The 18,360-nt window shown below is 67.4% G+C and carries 12 protein-coding genes; 4 read left to right on the plus strand and 8 right to left on the minus strand.

Features of this window, described 5'->3' with window-relative positions; translation table 11 throughout:
• Positions 1-28 precede the first annotated feature (28 nt).
• From GONAM_RS21665 to GONAM_RS21690, 6 genes are all read right to left on the minus strand, one after another.
• Complete coding sequence (locus GONAM_RS21665; RefSeq protein ID WP_006868895.1) at positions 29-1,156, minus strand: PDR/VanB family oxidoreductase; 1,128 nt, start codon at positions 1,154-1,156, stop codon at positions 29-31.
• A 9-nt stretch (positions 1,157-1,165) separates the two neighbouring features.
• Positions 1,166-2,077, minus strand: coding sequence for a metal-dependent hydrolase (locus tag GONAM_RS21670; protein WP_006868896.1), 912 nt, complete (start codon positions 2,075-2,077; stop codon positions 1,166-1,168).
• On the minus strand, positions 2,074-3,855 hold the full coding sequence (locus GONAM_RS21675) for an SDR family oxidoreductase (RefSeq protein ID WP_006868897.1): 1,782 nt from the start codon (positions 3,853-3,855) through the stop codon (positions 2,074-2,076). Before GONAM_RS21675 ends, GONAM_RS21670 begins: the two co-directional genes overlap by 4 nt.
• Before the next feature lie 238 nt (positions 3,856-4,093).
• On the minus strand, positions 4,094-5,347 hold the full coding sequence (locus tag GONAM_RS21680) for a pyridoxal phosphate-dependent aminotransferase (RefSeq protein WP_006868898.1): 1,254 nt from the start codon (positions 5,345-5,347) through the stop codon (positions 4,094-4,096).
• Between the two features lie 120 nt (positions 5,348-5,467).
• Entirely contained in the window at positions 5,468-9,082 is a 3,615-nt protein-coding gene (locus tag GONAM_RS21685; protein WP_006868899.1) for a (Fe-S)-binding protein, read from the minus strand.
• Positions 9,083-9,322: 240 nt separating this feature from the next.
• Positions 9,323-10,696 carry a WS/DGAT/MGAT family O-acyltransferase gene (locus GONAM_RS21690; RefSeq protein ID WP_006868900.1) on the minus strand — a complete coding sequence of 458 codons (1,374 nt, stop codon included), beginning with the start codon at positions 10,694-10,696 and terminating at the stop codon, positions 9,323-9,325.
• Positions 10,697-10,942: 246 nt separating this feature from the next.
• Between GONAM_RS21690 and GONAM_RS21695 the strand changes: the two genes are divergently transcribed.
• The gene (locus GONAM_RS21695) at positions 10,943-11,455 is read left to right on the plus strand and encodes a SanA/YdcF family protein (RefSeq protein WP_051992645.1); all 513 of its coding nucleotides are present in this window, start codon (positions 10,943-10,945) and stop codon (positions 11,453-11,455) included.
• Positions 11,456-11,546: 91 nt separating this feature from the next.
• Here the strand turns inward: GONAM_RS21695 and GONAM_RS21700 are convergent, their stop codons facing one another.
• Positions 11,547-13,751, minus strand: a complete 2,205-nt coding sequence (locus GONAM_RS21700) for an acyltransferase family protein (RefSeq protein WP_006868902.1) — start codon at positions 13,749-13,751, stop codon at positions 11,547-11,549.
• Positions 13,752-13,907: 156 nt separating this feature from the next.
• Between GONAM_RS21700 and GONAM_RS21705 the strand changes: the two genes are divergently transcribed.
• The 3 genes from GONAM_RS21705 to GONAM_RS21720 all read left to right on the plus strand — a co-directional run bounded on the left by GONAM_RS21705 (position 13,908) and on the right by GONAM_RS21720 (position 17,178).
• Positions 13,908-14,471 carry a dihydrofolate reductase family protein gene (locus tag GONAM_RS21705; protein WP_006868903.1) on the plus strand — a complete coding sequence of 188 codons (564 nt, stop codon included), beginning with the start codon at positions 13,908-13,910 and terminating at the stop codon, positions 14,469-14,471.
• A 260-nt stretch (positions 14,472-14,731) separates the two neighbouring features.
• Positions 14,732-16,090, plus strand: a complete 1,359-nt coding sequence (locus tag GONAM_RS21715) for a styrene monooxygenase/indole monooxygenase family protein (RefSeq protein WP_006868905.1) — start codon at positions 14,732-14,734, stop codon at positions 16,088-16,090.
• A 155-nt stretch (positions 16,091-16,245) separates the two neighbouring features.
• A complete protein-coding gene (locus tag GONAM_RS21720) occupies positions 16,246-17,178 on the plus strand; it encodes an oxidoreductase (RefSeq protein ID WP_006868906.1) in 933 nt (310 codons plus the stop codon).
• An 82-nt stretch (positions 17,179-17,260) separates the two neighbouring features.
• Here the strand turns inward: GONAM_RS21720 and GONAM_RS21725 are convergent, their stop codons facing one another.
• Complete coding sequence (locus tag GONAM_RS21725) at positions 17,261-18,346, minus strand: NAD(P)H-dependent amine dehydrogenase family protein (RefSeq protein WP_006868907.1); 1,086 nt, start codon at positions 18,344-18,346, stop codon at positions 17,261-17,263.
• Positions 18,347-18,360: the final 14 nt, after the last annotated feature.

Here is an 18,360-nt window from a genome sequence, read left to right on the forward strand (position 1 = left end):
AGGGCCCGCCCGTCCGCGGGGAGAGGAGTCAGAGATCGAGCGTGAGGTTCCCGCCGGCACTGCGTGAGACGCAGGTCAGCATGGTCCCGGCCTCGCGTTCGGGCTCGGTCAGGATGTTGTCGCGGTGATCGACGTCGCCGGACAACGTCCTGACCTTGCATGTGCCACAAAAGCCTTGCTGACACGAGTACGGCACCGACGGCATCACCCGCCGGATCGCCGCGAGCGCCGACTCGTCGGCGGCGACCGGGATCTGCGCACCCGTGGACGCCAGCGTCACGGTGAACGGTGAACCGTTCTCCACCGGTGGCGGGCTGAAGCGCTCGTAGTGCAGCTCGATGTCGGCGCGGTCGAACAGATGGTGGCGGAGGTTCTCCAGCATCGGCACCGGCCCACAGCAGTACACGGCGAGGTCGGCGTCGGAATCCGGTACAGGCCCGACCAGTTCCGACATGGTCGGGAGTCCGTGCTGATCGTCGGTGCGAATGGTGATGCGGTCGCCGAACTTCGCGACCTCGTCGAGGAACGGGATCGAGTCGGCGGAGCGCCCGGTGTAGATCATCGACCAGTCCAGGCCGAAACGTTCCGCGACCGCGAGCATCGGCAGGATCGGGGTGATGCCGATCCCGGCGGCGATGAAACGGATCCGGCGAGCCGGGGAGCCGTGGCCGGGAACGGCCAGCGGAAAAGCGTTGCGCGGTCCTTTGATCGACACCACGTCCCCGACCCTCAGGGCGTCGTGGACCTCGATCGAACCGCCGCCGCCGTCGGGGATACGACGCACCGCGATGCGGTAGTGCTCGCGGTCAGCGGTGTCGCCGCAGAGCGAGTACTCGCGCATCCGTCCGGACGGAAGCAGCACGTCGATGTGGGCACCGGCATGCCACGACGGCAGCACTCCGCCCTCGGCGGCGGCGAGCGTCAACGCGATCACGTTCTCGTCACGCGCGACGACTTCGCGCTTCACGATGCGCACCTGCGTGATCCCGGGATTGGCCGGTGCCGGCCTCAACGGGGACAACGGGCGCCACGCAGGCCACCAGGCCCGCATGAACGCGGTGCCGACCGTGAGGATCGGATCGTGTCGCCACCGCCCGTAGAGATGCGGGGGTGGTTGGGTCAGGCTCGTCGAATGCGGATGTGCGCGTTGGTTCATCGGAATCCCTCACGCGACGTTGCGCGCGGCCGGCGACGACGCGAGGTAGGCGACGGCCTGGGCGGTGCTGCCGATCTGCTCCGGGCGGAACCCGGGACGGAAGTAACTGAAGGTGGAGAAGACGATGCTTCGCAGCGGTGGGAGCACGTTGGCGCGTACGCCTCGGTGGAACTGCCACTTCTTCTGGAGGTAGTTGTACGACACCGAGGTGTCCTGCTTCATGATGAACCGGTAGCCGCGCTGTACCAGGAACAGCAGGATCGGCAGGACCACGAGCATGGCGCGTCCCCGCCGCAGGTAGCTGTCCCCGAAGTAGGCCGCGACATCGTGTGCGACCGCGCGGTGTTCCACTTCCTCCGCGCCGTGCCACATGAACAGGTCGGCCATCGTCGGGTGCGCGCCGGCCTCGACCCAGTTGTTGTTCAACGCGAAATCGCCGAGCACCGCGGTGTAATGCTCGAGCGCCGCGATCAGCCACAGCCGTTCGACGAGGTGCTTGTGTCGGGCCTCGGTGGAACCGCCCGTCGCCGGACCGAGAACCCGGCGGAAGATCCACTCCATCTGCAACTGGTACGGGCGCGGATCGATGCCGTGGTGATCGAGGAACTCCCACAGCACGTGATCATGGGCCTCGGCGTGCATGGCCTCCTGGCCGATGAAACCCCGCATCCGGGAGGCGAGTTCCTCGTCGGCGACCAGCGGCAGCGCCTCGTTGTAGGTCTGTACGAACCAGCGCTCACCTTCCGGCAGAAGGAGATTCAGGACGCTGATGAAGTTCGACGCCACGGGGTGGCCGGGAATCCAGTGCAGGGGCACGTCGTCCCAGTCGAAGGCCACATTGCGGGCGTGTAGTTCGACGGGTCCGGGATCGGCCTGGTCGGTCTGGGACAGATCAGTACGCGGGCGTTCGACGGTGCTCATCCGGTGACCTTCTGTCGGGCGCCGATGCGCGACAACCACGGCGCGAAACGATAGATGCGATAGCCGACCTTCGCCTCGGGTGTCACCGGGACGACGGCCTTGTTGTGCTCGACGGCCGAGACGATCTCGGTCGCCACGCGATCCGGGGTGAAACCACGACGCTGGTAGAAGCGGTCCAGGCGATCACGTTGCGTCCGTTCGGAATCCGAGTCGAGACCGGCGATCGGTGTCGACGACACGATGTTGGTGTCGACGATGCCCGGGCAGATGGCGCTCACGCCGATGCGGTGTTCGGCGAGCTCGGCCCGCAGCGACTCGGAGAACAGCAGGACGCCGGCCTTCGATGCCGAGTACAGGCCGAGGCTGCGCGACGGCGTGAACGCCGCAGCGGACGACACGTTGACGATGTGCCCGCCGACCCCGCGTTCCACCATCTGCCGGCCGAACTCGCGGCTCCCGGTGATGACGCCGCGCAGGTTGACGTCGAGGAGTCGGTCGACCTGCTCATCGGTGGCGGCGAGAGCTCCACCGGCCAAGCCGATTCCGGCGTTGTTGATCACGACGTCGGGGACGCCGTGTTGCTCTCGGACCGTCGCGGCGAAGGACACGAACGCGCCGGTGTCGGAGACATCGAGGAGATAGGCGTGTGCCACCGCCCCGGCGACCTTGCAGGCCTGCTCGGTTTCGGCGGCGGTGTCGAGATTCCGGTCGGCGAGCACGAGTTCGCAACCCCGCTCGGCGAGCAGCAGAGCGGTCTCGCGACCGATACCGCTGCCCGCACCGGTGATCACCACCAGCTTCCCGGCAAGGGGTTTCGGTTCGGCGAAGACCCGCAACCGTTCGACGGTCGGCGGTGCGTCGCTACCGGTCTGTGCGGCAAGGAAGTCCAGGACCGTGTCGGTGAGGTAGGCGGGGTGGGTGTACGGCAGCCAGTGGCCGGTGGGGGTGTCGCGTCGCCACAATTTCGCCGCATAGTCCGGGGTGTTGTCGTAGATGGCCGGGCGCAGGGCGATGTCGCGTTCGTTGACCACCTGCAGGACCGGCACCGTCGTCGGGCGCGGATCGGGACGGCTCAGCTTCTGGCGGATGTTGGCCCGGTACAACGCGAGTCCGGTGATCATGTCGCGACGCAGGGTTCCGGCGACGACGACGTTCTCCGGTGGTGTGCCCTCGACGGTGTGCAGGAACTGCTTCCACGCCCGGGGGTTCCCGAGCGCGGTCAGCAGGGCGTTCGGGAGGACGGGAAGCTGGAACAATCCTGTGTAGGCCGACGAGAGCGATTGCGTCGCAATGGTTCGCACGCGGTGGGGCGTCGGGCGGGTCAGCCCTGCACGGAGCAACTGGCCGAGGTGATCGAGATTCGGTCCGGAAACCGAGACGAAGGACGCGATGCGGGTGTGCGCCCGTGGCCGACTCACGGCCTCCCAGGCCTGGACCGAACCCCAGTCGTGGCCGACGACGTGGACGGGAGCATCCGGGCTCACCGCTTCGGCGACGGCGAAGAGGTCGTCGGCGAGTTCGGCCAACCGGTACGCCCCGACCTCGCGGGGACGATCGCTCTCGCCGAAGCCACGGCAGTCGTAGGCCACCACGTGGTACTTCTCGGCCAACCGGGGCGCGATGTGCGTCCAGAGGTGGTGGGTGTCGGGCCAGCCGTGAACCAGCAGGACCGTCGGATTTCCCGGGTCGCCCAGTTCGAAGGTCGCCAGCGTGACGCCGTCGCCGGACACCGTCCCCCGCCGCCACTCGGGCCGCACCTGCACTGCCTGTTCGGTCATCCGTGTCACCTCGCTGTAGACCCCGATTGGAGTTACACGTTACCAACGGTTACACAAATGTCTAGACCCTTGTGAGAACCCGTCTCACCGCGGATTCCCCGTCTACACGGGCTGAAACCGGACGGGTACGAAAAAGCCCGGGTCGGTGAGACCCGGGCCCTTCGAGACGGTCTTCCCCCTTCGAGACGGCCTTCCGCGAGCTTCGGGCCACCTCAGGGGGCGAGGTGGCCGAGCCTGTTCACTGCCGGTAGGACGACAGGAAATTGCCGATCCGCTCGACGGCCTCCTTGAGGTCCCTCGACCACGGCAGCGTGACGATGCGGAAGTGGTTGGTGTCGCCGAGGTTGAACCCGCTGCCCTGCACGACGAGGATCTTCTCCTGCAGCAGGAGGTCCTGGACGAACAACTCGTCGTTGTGGATCTCGTGCACCTCGGGATCGAGGCGCGGGAAGGCGTAGAGGGCGCCCTTGGGCTTCACGCAGCTGACGCCGGGAATCTCGTTGAGCTTCTCCCAGGTGACGTTGCGCTGTTCGAAGAGCCGGCCGCCGGGGGAGACGAGCGCGTCGATGGACTGATAACCGCCGAGCGCCACCTGAATGGCATGTTGCCCGGGCACATTCGCGCACAGTCGGGTGGAGGCGAGGATGCCCATGCCCTCGATGAATCCCTTGGCGTGGTCCTTCGGTCCGGTCATCACGACCCAGCCGGCGCGGTACCCGCACACCCGGTAAGCCTTCGACAGGCCGTTGAAGGTCAGGCACAGCAGATCGGGAGCCAACGACGCGACGTTCACGTGCTCGGCATCGTCGTAGATGATCTTGTCGTAGATCTCGTCGGCCAGGATCAGCAGCGAATGCTGACGGGCCAGTTCGACGAGCTGCTGCAGGACTTCGCGTGAGTAGACCGCACCCGTCGGGTTGTTGGGGTTGATGATGACGATCGCCTTGGTGCGATCGGTGATCTTCGACGCGATGTCGGCGATGTCGGGGTTCCAGCCGTTCGCCTCGTCGCAGCGGTAGTGGACAGGGGTGCCGCCGGAGAGCGAGGTCATCGCAGTCCAGAGCGGGTAGTCCGGTGCCGGGATCAGGACCTCGTCGCCGTCGTTCAGCAGCGCCTGCATGGTCATCGTGATGAGCTCGGAGACGCCGTTGCCCAGGATGACGTCGTCGACGTCGAAGAAGGGGAAGTCGGGGATCAGCTCGTACCGCGTGACCACCGAACGACGAGCGGACAGCACACCGGCGGACTCGGAGTATCCCTGCGAGTACGGGAGCGCGTGGATCATGTCGCGCATGATCACGTCGGGTGCCTCGAATCCGAACAGAGCCGGGTTGCCGATGTTCAGCTTGAGGATGCGGTGGCCCTCCGCCTCGAGCCGCTGCGCGTGCGCGTGTACGGGTCCGCGGATCTCGTAACACACGTTCTGCAGCTTGAGCGACTGCTCGAGCGGCTTGAGGTTCTGGTTCAGATGCGACACATGGGGCCTACTCACGAGTTCAATTGTCGCAGCCGGATGCAAATGGGTTTCCGCCAGTGCTGTCCGACCGTGGTCCAGCGCACGAAAAACGGGCCCCGACCGTGGTGGTCGGAGCCCGTTTCGGTACTGCTGTGACTACTTGTGGCCGGGCCGCTTCTTGCCGGCCGCGATGCCGAAGCCCTTGGCCTTCGACGCCCCGGTCTCGGCGATGGTCCGGGCGTCGCCCGAGCCGTTGTCCGACGGGGTCGGGACCTCGGTCCCGTTCGTCTCGGCCGGTGCCTCGGCCACCGGTGCTTCAGCTGCCGGTGCTTCAGCTGCCGGGGTCTCCTCGACCTCGGGTGCCTCGGCGGGCGCTTCGGCTTCCGGGGCTGCCTCGGGAGCGGGGGTGGCCTCTGCGGGGGCTGCAGCAGGTGCCGCGGCCTTCGGAGCGGCCTTGCTCGCGCCACCGGGGCGCTTCTTGCCCGCGGCCATGCCGAAGCCCTTGGCCTTGGCCGGCTTCTCCTCGGTCAGCACCGCAGCCGAACCGCCCTGGGGCGCCTCGGCCGCAGGCTCGGCCTCGGTTGCCGGTGCCTCGGCGGCCGGTGCCTCGGTCTCCGATGCCTCGGCGGCAGATGCCTCCGCGGCGGGAGCTGCTGCCGGAGCCTCCGCGGCCGGCTTGGGAGCGGCCTTGCCGATCCCGCCCGGACGCTTCTTGCCCGCAGCCATACCGAAGCCCTTGGCTTTGCCCGGCTTTTCTTCCGTCGCGGCAGCGACCGATGTGTCCGTCGCGGCAGCGACCGATGTGCCCGTCGCGGCAGCGACCGATGTGTCCGTGGCCGCGGTGGTCGCCGACTCGGTGTCGACGGTCGGGGCGGCATCGGGTGCCGACTCCGCCTCGTCGACCTTGTTCTCGGCGGGGGCGGTCACACCGGCGTCGGCTGCTGCCGCGTTCGGGGTGGCCGTCTTCTGCCCGGGACGCTTGCCCGCAGCCATGCCGAAGCCCTTGGCCTTGGCCGGCTTCGCCTCTGCCGGTGCCTCGGCCTTCACGGCCTCCGACGACTCGGCTTCGGCGGGTGCAGGAGCTGCCGACGCGGCAGGCTTGCTCGCCGCCGCGCCCGGCTTCTTGCCGCCCTTCATGCCGAAGCCCTTCGATGCGGGCTTCTTCTCGGCCGGTGCCTCGGCAGGAGCCTCCGTGGGCGCCGACGCGGCGGCCGGTGCCGCAGCCGCAGCGCCCGGCTTCTTGCCGCCCTTCATGCCGAAGCCCTTGGACGCGGGCTTCTTCTCGGCAGGAGCCTCCGCAGGCGCCTCGGTCTTGGCTGCGGCACCGGGCTTCTTGCCGCCCTTCATGCCCAGTCCGACCTTCGGCTTCGGAGCTGCCTCGGTGGTCGCCGTCGCGGTAGCGGCCGCTGCGGCCGGGACCTTCTCGGGCTCGGGTTCCGGCTCGGGAGCACTCGGACGCGGTCCGAGGTAACGGCCGCCGAGCTTGACCTCGGTCTTGCCGCGCTTGACCGAGTCGAGCAGCAGCTGCGCGACGTCGACGACCTCGACCTTGCCTTCGGACTCGGTGCCACTGGTCCGGGCGGTCACGCCGTCGGTCAGCATCACGCGACAGAACGGACAGCCGGTCGCGACCTTCTTGACCTCGCCGGTGGTGTCGCCGAGGGTGTCCAGCGCCTCGTCGACCCGGTCGATGTTGATGCGCTTGCCGATCTGCTCTTCCATCCACATGCGGGCACCACCGGCACCACAGCACATGGACCGTTCGCCGTGACGCGGCATCTCGGTGAGAGTCGATCCGGCCGCACCCATCAGCTCACGCGGGGCGTCGTAGACCTTGTTGTGACGGCCCAGGTAGCACGGGTCGTGGTAGGTGACGCCCTCGCCGAGCGGAGCGACCGGCACGAGGCGCTTCTCGCGGACCAGACGGTTCAGCAGCTGCGTGTGGTGGACGACCTCGTACTTGGCGCCCAGCTGCGGGTACTCGTTGCCCAGTGCGTTGAAGCAGTGTGCACAGGTGACGACGACCTTCTTGCGCTGCTCGGGAGCGGTCGAGAAGACCTCGCCCAGCATCTCGATGTTCTGCTGCGCGAGCATCTGGAAGAGGAACTCGTTGCCGGCGCGTCGTGCGGAGTCACCGGTACAGGTTTCGCCCTCGCCGAGGACCATGAAGTTGACCGCGGCCATGTCGAGGAGCTCGGCGACGGCCTTGGTGGTCTTCTTCGCGCGGTCCTCGTAGGCGCCGGCGCAACCGACCCAGAACAGGTACTCGAAGCCCTCGAACGACTCGACATCCTTGCCGAAGACCGGGATCTCGATGTCCATCTCGTCGATCCAGGCGGTCCGCGCGGAGGCGTTCTGACCCCACGGGTTGCCCTTGTTCTCGAGATTCTTGAACATGCCGGCCAGCTCGGTCGGGAAGTCCGACTCGATCAGCACCTGGTAGCGGCGCATGTCGAGGATGTGGTCGACGTGCTCGATGTCGACCGGGCACTGCTCGACGCAGGCACCACAGGTGGTGCAGCTCCACAGGGTCTCGGTGTCGATGACCGCACCCAGCGCCTCGGGATCGAATTCACCGTCGGCCGACTCGATGCCCTCGCCGCCGCCGATCCGGCCCTTGGACTCGCCGACCAGCTTGCGGGAGGCCTCGGCACGTGCGGCCTCGGGGATCGCGTTGAGCTTGTCCTCGAGGACGTTGCCCTCGGCGTCGACCAGACCGACCTCGTCGCCGCCCATGTCCTTGCGGCCGCCGGCCAGCAGGTACGGGGCCTTGGCGTTCCCGTGGTCGCGCAGCGACATGATGAGCAGCTTCGGCGACAGCGGCTTGCCGGTGTTCCAGGCCGGACACTGCGACTGGCAGCGGCCACACTCGGTACACGTGCTGAAGTCGAGCCAGCCCTTCCAGGAGAAGTCCTCGATCTTGCCCGCACCGAACGCGTCGACGTCCGGATCGGCGGTCTCCATGTCGAGGACCTTGCCCTGGCTCATCATCGGCTTGGCCGCACCGAGGGCGACGCCGCCGTCGGCCTCACGCTTGAAGTAGATGTTGAAGAACGCCGAGAAGCGGTGCCACGCAACGCCCCAGTCGGTGTTGAGGCCGACGACGGCCAGCCACACCATGCCGCTCATGAGCTTGATGACCGCGAAGATCGACACCAGGGTCGGTGACGCGGGCAGGATCTTCGCCACCTGCATGGTGAAGAAGTCCGAGTAGGCGTTGTAGTGGTGGTAGGTCGCGATCTTCGACGCCTTCACCAGGATCATGCCCAGACCCTCGAGCAGGACGACGGCCTCGACGAAGTAGGCCGCGCCGAAGCGGGATCCGGAGAACCGCGAGATGCGTTCGGGGACGCGCGGGTGGTTGAGCTGGCGGATCACGATCAGCACGAGAATGCCGACCACGGTGCCGATGCCCAGGAGCTCGTCCCACAGGTGCCACGCGAAGGTGTCACCGAAGACCGGCCAGTGGAACTTCGGGTCGATCGACTGGCCGTAGGCCTCGAACCACAGCAGGGCGCCGCCCATGAAGCCGATCATGACCAGCCAGTGGGCCCAACCCACCGTCCGGAATTTCACCATCCGCGTGTGGGCGATGAATTCCTTGATCATGGTCGTCAGGCGCGGGATCACCGGCCAGAACCGGGATCCGTCGACCTTCTGGCCGAGTTTGATGGTGCGGAACATCCGCACCACCCCGGCGAGGAACAGGTACCAACAGAAGAGGCTGATCACCGCTGCTGTGGTGCCGATGGCAATCGTCGTGGCTGTCACGGGCGCGTACCGGCCTTTCGTCTAGGTCGTCCCGCCACCGGGGGAAGCGCACAGAGTGCGCAGGGCTGCCCCCACGGAGCGGTGTACTACAGGTAACCGTAATTCTTCGCGCCGGTGGCGCGCTGCCAAGGTTGGCCTAATTCTTGCTGGTCTAAACTCACACCGAATGATACTCGCCAGTAACTTACTGTCGAGTCAGGGTGGGGAGGATCCCAATTGGCCTCCCGGCCGGCGCCGGGGTCAGCGGACGCGGGCCACTTTCTCCAGCTCCTCGAGGGCGGTGTCGAGGTGCGTCAGCAGTCGCTGCAGACTCGGGACCTGCGCACGGGCACCGATCAGCCCGAAGTTCAGGTGCTTCGCAGAGCTGGTCACGGTGATGTTCAACGCCAGCCCCTCCATGGCGATCGACACGGGGTAGACGCCGTCGAGTCGGGCGCCGTTCCAGTAGAGCTCCTCGGACGGTCCGGGCACGTTGCTGATGATGATGTTGAACTGCGGTGGGACGTACTGGACGAAGCCCGGCACGGTCGCAAACGCGAGCGGCGCGAAATTCGCGGCGCCCAGCGCGAGTGCCTGCAACGGCCTGAGTCCGCGGACGACGTTCTTCGCCTGCCGGGCCGACGTCACGAGCGAGTTGAGCCGGCGTTCGGGGTCGGGCTTGTCGGTCGCGAGGTCGACCATGATGGCGGTCACGGCATTGCCGTCGGAGTCGTCCTCGGTGTGCATCGACACGGGAACGGCCGCGATCAGTGGCGAATCGGGCAGCGCGTCGTGCTCGATCAGATACGAGCGCAGGGCGCCCGAACACATCGCGACGAGGACGTCGTTGAGCGTGATGTCCAGGGCGTCGGCGACCGCACGTAGTCGCTCGATCTCCCATTGCTGGGCGGCGAACCGGCGTGCGCTCCCGATCGCCACGTCGAGGATGGTCCGCGGGGCGCGGGGAACGGGCGGCACGAAGCCGGGCTTGCGCAGGCCGGCGACGGCGACCTTGGCGGCCGCGGGGGCGATCCCCGCCACCTGCAGGCCGGCGTCGGCGATCCCGGCGATCCGCGAGCGCAGGGTCGGTGCGGGTCGTGGACGCTTCTTCCCGATGAGCGTCGGGTCCCACGGTGCCGACCCGGAGCGGTCGTCGGGATCGGGTGTGAGCATGCGCTGCAGCAGGCGGAGCGCCGACACCCCGTCGACGATCGAGTGGTGGATCTTGCTGTAGATCGCGACCCGCCCGTCGTCGAGGCCCTCGATGACGTGGGCTTCCCACATCGGCCGGTTCCGGTCGAGCAGGGTGCCGTGGTTCAGCGACACATAGCGCAGTAGTTCGCGGATGCGTCCCGGGCGGGGGAGTACTGCGCGCCGGACGTGATAGTCGAAGTCGATCTCGTCGTCGTAGGTCCAGGCGACATTGCCCAGGATGGTGACCGGCGGCGCCGGGCGCTTGCGGAACAAGGGGTGGATCTCGCTGCAGGACGAGAAGGCCTCGATGACCTCCTCGGCGAGGTCGGCCGACGATTGCCCCTCGCGCGGCACGAAGAGCTGAAGTCCACCGACGTGCATCGGCTGCTCACGTGTCTCGGCGAGCAGGAACATCGACGAGGTCACCGGCATGTACTGCATGCACACTCTCTTCCACGGTTGTCGGTTACGCGGGGCGTCGGGTACGCGGGTGTCGGATACGCGTCGGGGCTGAGCGCAGCAGATGAGTTCAGTATCGGTCCGGTGCCACGGGAGCGGCGTGAAATCGTCATCTTGGGTGAGATGTGTTCGTACACCTAGGTTGTACAGGTGAGGTCAGCAGCCCGTCTCGTCGCACCGGTGTTGCTGGTGGTCGTCGAACTGTGGATCACCGTCGCGGCCACCTGGATGTACGTCGTGGCCGGCGACCGGGTCCTCGACGCCGAGCAGGTGCCGGACGGATCGACGCTCCTGGTGCTCGGTTCGCTGGTCGACGACGGCACTCCCGGCGACTACGTCCGCGGCCGGCTGGACGTCGCGGCGGAACTGTACCGGGATGGGCGCGCTGCACGAATCATCAATTCCGGCAACGGTTCTCCCGCGGCGGGTGACGAACCGGCAGTGATGCGCGGCTACCTCGAATCCGCGGGGGTGCCGGCCCGGGTGATGGTCGACGACCCGCTGGGACTCGACACCGCGGCCAGTTGTCGTCGGGCGCGGGAGGTGTTCGGCGTGGACCGGCTGGTCATCGTGACCCAGGATTTCCACCTCCGGCGCGCCATTGCGCTGTGCCGCGGCGAGGGGGTCGACGCCCGCGGCGTCGAAGCCCACTGTGACTGCCCGACATGGACATTGGTGCGCAACCACATCCGCGAGGCGGTGTTCGCGGGTCCGAAGGCGGTGCTCAGCCGGATCAGCTGAGAGCTGGCTTCGATACGGCTCCTCGCCTACTCAACCAGCGGTCTGTTGGCCGAGTAGCGCCGAGGGGCGTAGCCAGGTCATCACCAGCCGGTCACCACCAGCCGGTGGCCTTCTGCAGGTCGGCCTCGATCGCCGGGATGAGGCTGCGCACGAACGTGGCGGACAGGTGGTGGTAGTCGTGCCACATGAGGATGTTCCCGACCACCGCCGGGCAGTACGTGTCGTCGCACATGGCGTCGGTGTAGTCCAGGAAGGTCATGTTCGGGAACTCGTCGGCGAGCGCAGCGGCCGGGTCGGTCGGCGCCATGGCCTGTGCACGCGAGACTCCGCACACCTCGGGCTTGCGGCCGCTGGCGAGGCACTCCGGCGGCTTGAGCTTGCCGGTCGACCACGGGTTGTCGCGGATGCCGATCACCTTCTGTCCGCGGTCGCGGAACTGGGCGAAGATCTCCTCGTAATCCTTGGGTACGTAGTCGCCCTTGGCCGCCCCCTCGGGAGGCCGCGTCGAAGTGGTGAACACGTAATCGGGCTTGTCCACGGCCAGTCGTTCCATCACGCGATTCGACCAGTCGTTGCACTGGTAGTACTTCTGCCCGAACCAGGTGAAGACGTGCTCGGTGGTGAGCGCACAACCCACCTTGAGGTAGGTCGTGACGCGGAAGTTGTGCCGCTTGCCGATGTCGTTCAGCGCGGTGATCCACTGCTCGGCATGGGAGCCGCCGACCAGGGCGATGGTGCGGGTGGCGTTCACGTCGCCGTAGTACCCGACCTTGATCGACGGGTCCTTCCAGCCGCTGATGATCGAGTCGTAGGAGGTGATCGGCCAGTCCATGTCGACGACGTCGGGGCTCGGCTGGGCGGTCACCTTCGGTACCGGCGCACCGTTGAGGAACGCGCGACCACCCGGATAGAGGCGGGGGTCGAGATTCTCGGTGTCGAGGGTCGCGTTGGCGGCGTCGCGCTGCCAGGTCACCGCGGCACTGCCGGCGGCCACGCTGACGATCAGCAGGACCGCGAGAAGGGCCACCCGGTAGCCGCGGGAGTTCTGGAAGCCGGGCTTGCTCGGCTTCGTCGGCTTGGACGGAGTCTCCGACGCCGCGGTCTTCTTGCGCCGCAATGACCCGGACCGCAGCGGGGCCTCGACGTACTTCGTGGTGAGCCACGCGATCAGAACGGAGACGCCCAGGATCCCGGTGCCCTCCAGCCAGGACACCTCGTCCTGATAGCGCCACGCCATGTAGAAGATCAGCAGCGGCCAGTGCCACAGGTAGAGCGCATAGGCGATGGAACCGAGCCACACCAGCTGCGGATAGGCGAGACCACGAGTCACCTCGGCCTGTCCCTCGGCGGGGCGGGCGGTGGCCGGGGAGCCCGCCCAGATCAGGATGAGTGTCGCGCCGACGGGCACGAGCGCCCAGGCCGCGGGGTACTCCTGGACACCGGCGATCCACCAGCCGCAGGTGATGATCAGCCCGAGGGCGATGAGGCTCAGTAGATTGCGCATGCGCGCGGAGAGCGCGAGCTTTGGCATCCACACCGCGAGCAGGCCGCCGACGAGCGGCTCCCACAGTCGGGCGACGGTGTCGTAATAGGTGAACGGCTGGTTGATGCCGTGGCGGTAGTTGGCCCACGCAAAGGAGACCAGCGCGACGCCCAGGAGCGCGAACCCGACGATGCCGCGCACGACCTGCGGGCGGCGGAAGAACTCGACCTTGAGAGCCAGAGCGCGCAGCAGACCACCGAGGGCGAGTGCACTCAGCAAGGTGATCAGGAAGAACTGACCCTGCATCGACATCGACCACAGATGCTGCATCGGGCTGTTCGCGGAGTCGGCGGCCGCATAGTCCTGCGACTCGAACGCGAGATGCCAGTTCTGGTAGTACAGCGCGCTGGCCTGCAGTTCGGCGCCGAGCGGACCCCACCGGGTCGTCGGCATCACGAGAGCGATCAGCGCAGCGGTGAAGGCCAGCACCAGTAGCAGCGCGGGCAGCAGCCGTCGGACCAGGCGCCAGAACCGCGGCCCCGGGTTGAGCGCCCTCCCCCACGACGCGGAGGCGGGCTGGGTGGCGAGCACATGCTTGAGCAGCGATGCGACGAAGAAATATCCCGAGAGCGTCAGGAAGACGTCCACGCCGCCGGACACCCGCCCGAACCAGACATGGAAGACGGCGACCAATGCGATCGCGATGCCGCGCAGGCCGTCGAGGTCGAGCCGATAGCCCGAGGTGTTACCGGTCGCGGCGTCCTCGTTGGGCGTCGCGACGACCGGGGCTACTTCGGGAACGGGCGTGCGCACAGAGGGCGATGGTACTTGTCGGCGACGGTGCGTCGCCGCCGCCGCGGCGGGTGTCGGCGGACCCACAGGATGTTCGAAGGTTCCCGTTACCGGGTCTACCTCGAAAAACGGCCGTAGCCTCGGACAATCCCCTCGAAACCGACTGTGAGGAGTTGCATGCTGATCTACACGATGGGTGTCTCGGTGGACGGTTTCATCCACGATCGCGACGGCGACTTCCAGTGGCCGGGACACAGCGACGAACTCTTCGCATTCCACACCGATCGCGTCGGGAGCCTCGGCGGCACGATCCTCGGTCGTCGGTTGTACGAGACGATGCGGGTCTGGGAGACCGACCCGGCCATGCGCGACACCGAGGCGGGCGCCGTCTTCGCCGACATCTGGGCCGCCCTGCCGAAGGTCGTATTCAGTCGGACCCTCGACGCGGTCGACGGCAACGCCCGACTCGCCCGTGCGTCCGTCGCCGACGAGGTCGCGGAGGTTCGCGCCGCGACGGACCGGGACATCGAGATCGGCGGAGCGGACCTGGCGTCGCAGGCCTTCGAGCTCGGCCTGATCGACGAGCTGCGGATCTTCCGGTACCCGGTCGTCGTGGGCGGGGGTACCCCGATGCTGCCGCCGGTCACCGATCGTGTCGACCTCGATCTGGTGGAGACCCGGCTGTTCGGTGTCGTCGCATACGAGCGCTACCAGGTGCACGGGCTTCCGGTGGCCGAGTAGCGGCGACCGAGCGCGGCGAGGCCGCGCTGGGCTCCTTCGCCGGCCGAGTGGCGCCGACCGAGCATGGCGAGGCCGCGCTGGGATCCTTCGCCGGCCGAGTAGCGCCGACCGAGCGTGGCGAGGCCGACGCGTATCGAGGTCAGCCCCGCGACCACCCATTCGTTCGTGCTGCGTCTAAACCTTCAGCCACGACGATCCCCCCGGCACGCTGTCTCCCAGTCATCACATGCACCATTCGCATCCGATCTCAGGAGACACACATGACCACACGACGATCCGTCGCGATCATCGGCGCCGGACTCGCCGGGACCACCGCCGGTCTCGGCTTTCTCGACGCAGGCTTCGACGTCACGATCTACAGCGACCGCGACCGAGACTCGTTGCGCAACAAGGTGCCGCCGACGGGCGTCGGCGTGCTCTTCGGCAAGTCCCAGGAGTGGGACGCCGAGATCATCGAGGACCTGTACGACGTCGGCAAGACCACCGGCATGAGCGTGCGCCTGTACGGGGGCGCCGGCGAGGATCGCGCCCCCGTACTCGAATACGACCCCGACTACGGCTACGTCGCCGCGGCCGTCGACCTCCGCCTGCGCGCCGACGACCGGCTGGGTCGTTTCCTGGATCGCGGCGGACGCTTCGAGGTCACCACCGTCGGTCTCGACAACCTCGACGAGATCGCCGGCGGCGCCGACCTCACCCTCGTCGCCACCGGCAAGGGTGGACTGTCGACGCTGTTCCCGGTCGACGAGTCGCGGACGAAGTACCGCGAGCCGCAGCGTCGACTGCTGCAGGTCACGCTGAAGGGCGTCGATCACGGACCGGACGTGTTCTCCTACCGCTCGCAGGCGGGCGCCGGCCACTCGCTGTACAACCTCGACAGCGAGAACGGCGAGCTGTTCGTCGGCCCGTTCCTGCACAAGGACGAGGGAGCGACCTGGTCCTTCATCGTCTTCGCCAAGCCGTCGGGTGCCTGGGCGCCGCGCATCGACGACGTCCACGACGCGGTGACCGCACGGCGAACCATCGCCGGCATCTTCGCCGAGTTCTTCCCGGAGGACGCGCCGGTCATCGAGCAGCTCGAGGTCATCGAATCCGACCCGGTGTCGTGGCTGAAGGGTGCGGTCACCCCGACCGTGCGTCAGGCGGTCGCCACCACCAAGAGCGGTCATCCGGTGGCTGCGATCGGCGACACCGCGATCGCCGTCGACCCCGTCGCCGGCCAGGGGGCCCAGAACACGCTCATCCAGGTCGCCGAGCTGGTCAAGGCCGCCCGCGCCCACGACGGCGAGTTCACCGCGGACTGGCTCGCCGACGAGTTCGAGAAGCATTGGGAGCGCCGCGGTCACGCGGCCACCGAGGTCACCCGACTGTTCCTCGGTGACCCCGACTTCGCGACCCACCTCGAGTTGTCGTTTCCGGCTGCCGCCGTCGATCCGAACGTCGCGCAGGCCCTGCTCGGTCTGCTGTCCGACCCGAATCCGCTCCTCGGTCTGCGGACCCGTGAGGATGTCGAGAACTTCATCACCGCGGTGGCGGGAGAGCCGTTCGACCAGGTCCTCGCCAGGTTCGCGCCGGCCGGACAGTTCAGCGCCGCCGCCCCGGCGCCCCTGACCGTCTGACCTGTACGTCGCAGACCACTGGTTGCACCGCGCCCCGACTGCGTTCTCCAGAACGCGATCGGGGTGCGGTCGCGTGTGACACCCGAACCGGAACTGTCACAGGAGATGTGATACGAACAACAGCGTCCGTTGTGCCGGAGTCAGAGGGGGAGCACGTGAAGACGGGTTGGACATTGGCCGACGCGCCTCCACAGACCGGGCGGGTCGCCGTGGTCACCGGGGCCAACGGGGGAATCGGACGTGAAGCCGCCCGGGGGCTCGCCACTCTCGGCGCCACGGTGGTGCTGGCATGCCGCAACGCCGAGACCGCTGCCGCCGCACGCGACGACATCGTCGCCGAGGTACCCGGTGCGGAGGTGGAGATCCTCGACCTCGATCTCGCCAGTCTCGACTCCGTCCGCGCTGCCGCCGAGGAGATCCGGCGACGCCATCCGCGGATCGACGTCCTGGTGAACAACGCCGGGGTCATGCGCGCCCAGCGCGATCTGACGCCCGATGGCTTCGAGATGGACTTCGGTACCAACTTCCTCGGCCACTACGCGCTCACCGGGTTGCTGATGGACCGCTTGCTCGCCGCCGACGCCGCGCGCATCGTCACCGTCGGCAGTCACGCTCACCGTGCGGGCAACATCGATTTCTCCGACATCCCGATGGACCGCACGTTCACCAGCGCCGGAGCGTACTCGCGGGCCAAGCTCGCCCAGATGCTGTTCTCGCTGGAACTCGACCGTCGATTGAGAGCCGCTGACGCACCGGCGATCTCGCTGGCCGCGCACCCGGGTGGCACTCGGACCGGGGTGATGCGCGAGCAGAACAAATTCCTGCAGTGGGCGTATCACGCGCCGTCGCTGCGGTGGCTCACCGATCGTTTCATCATGGATCCGCCCGAGGGCGCCCTGCCGATCCTGCGGGCAGCCACGGACCCGAAGGTCTCGGGAGGCCAGTATTACGGTCCCACAGGGAGTTTCGGTCTGGCCGGTCCGCCGGTGCTGGTCGAGCCGTCGCCGAAGGCCAAGGACCGCGCCGTCGCCGAACGGTTGTGGGATGTCGGCGCCGAGCTCACCGGCATCAGTATCGACCTCGGCTGAAGGGGATTCCCGAAAGGCGTTCTCGAGGGGAGGAATTCTCGAGGAGTGGGTTCACCGAGGTCGATACCGACACCGCGCCGGCTCAGATCTTGAAGCGGCCGGCGAAGCTCCGTAGCGGGAGGTCGGTACTGGTCACGATCCCCGGCGGGGCCGCGACCACCGATCGTATCGAGTTGAGTGCGGGCAGACCGGTGACGGTCATGCCGATCGACGCGAAGTTCTCCGGGTTCGACAGGTCGAATCCCTTGCGCGGGAAGATCATGTGCTTGGAGTAGATGTTCGGGTCGCCGGTCACCTGGGTGATGTAGCAGGCCTGGATGTTCCACGACGGATCGGTGTGCGAAGTCATCTGCCATTCGAGATGGGATTCCACGCGCGGCACGCCGTCGACCATGCCCTGGTACTTGATGTAGCTGCCGCCCAACGACCCGGCGGGCAGCTGGTACCAACCGAGGTCGACGTCTTTGGTGCAGGCGCCCAGCTCGTAGGAGAACGTCACCTCGTCGAGTTCGAGATCGAAGGCGTCGGCCATGAGGTACACCGAGTCGGCGAAGACGGCGGTGTACTTGTAGAGCGAGTCCGGGATCGACGGGTCATCGACCGGTAGGCCGTAACCGACGGCCTTCCAGGTGTCGACCGAATGATGGCAGGAGACGTCGACCGACTCGGTGACCGTGACGTTCTCGATGTCGGCGACGTCGGCGGTGTGCACGATGCCGAGGATCTGTGCCAGACCGGGATTCATGCCCGTGCCGTAGAAGGTGGCGCCGCCCTTGGCGCAGGCCTCGGCGATGACCTCGCTGACCTTGCGTCCGGAGTGGTGCGGATGGTTGGTGTCCCGGTGGAAGCCGGTGATCCAGTCGGCGGTGGTCACGATGTCGATACCGGCCTCGAGGACCTGCACGTAGAGGTCCTCGTCGGGGAAGACGCCGTGGAAGGTGAGCACGTCGGGTCGTGCGGCGATGATCTCTTCCACGGAGCCGGTCGCAACCACGCCGATCGGGCCGATACCGACGATCTCACCGGCATCCCGGCCCACCTTGTCCGGCGAATAACAGTGCAGGCCAGCCAGTTCCAGATCGGGATGGTTGCGGATGCGGTCGATCATCTCGGTGCCCAGATTGCCGGTGGCCACCTGGAAGACCCGGATCTTTTCGGGTGCCGTCATCGTGAGGTCCTTTC

The organism is Gordonia namibiensis NBRC 108229 (assembly GCF_000298235.1).
Taxonomy (GTDB): domain Bacteria; phylum Actinomycetota; class Actinomycetes; order Mycobacteriales; family Mycobacteriaceae; genus Gordonia; species Gordonia namibiensis.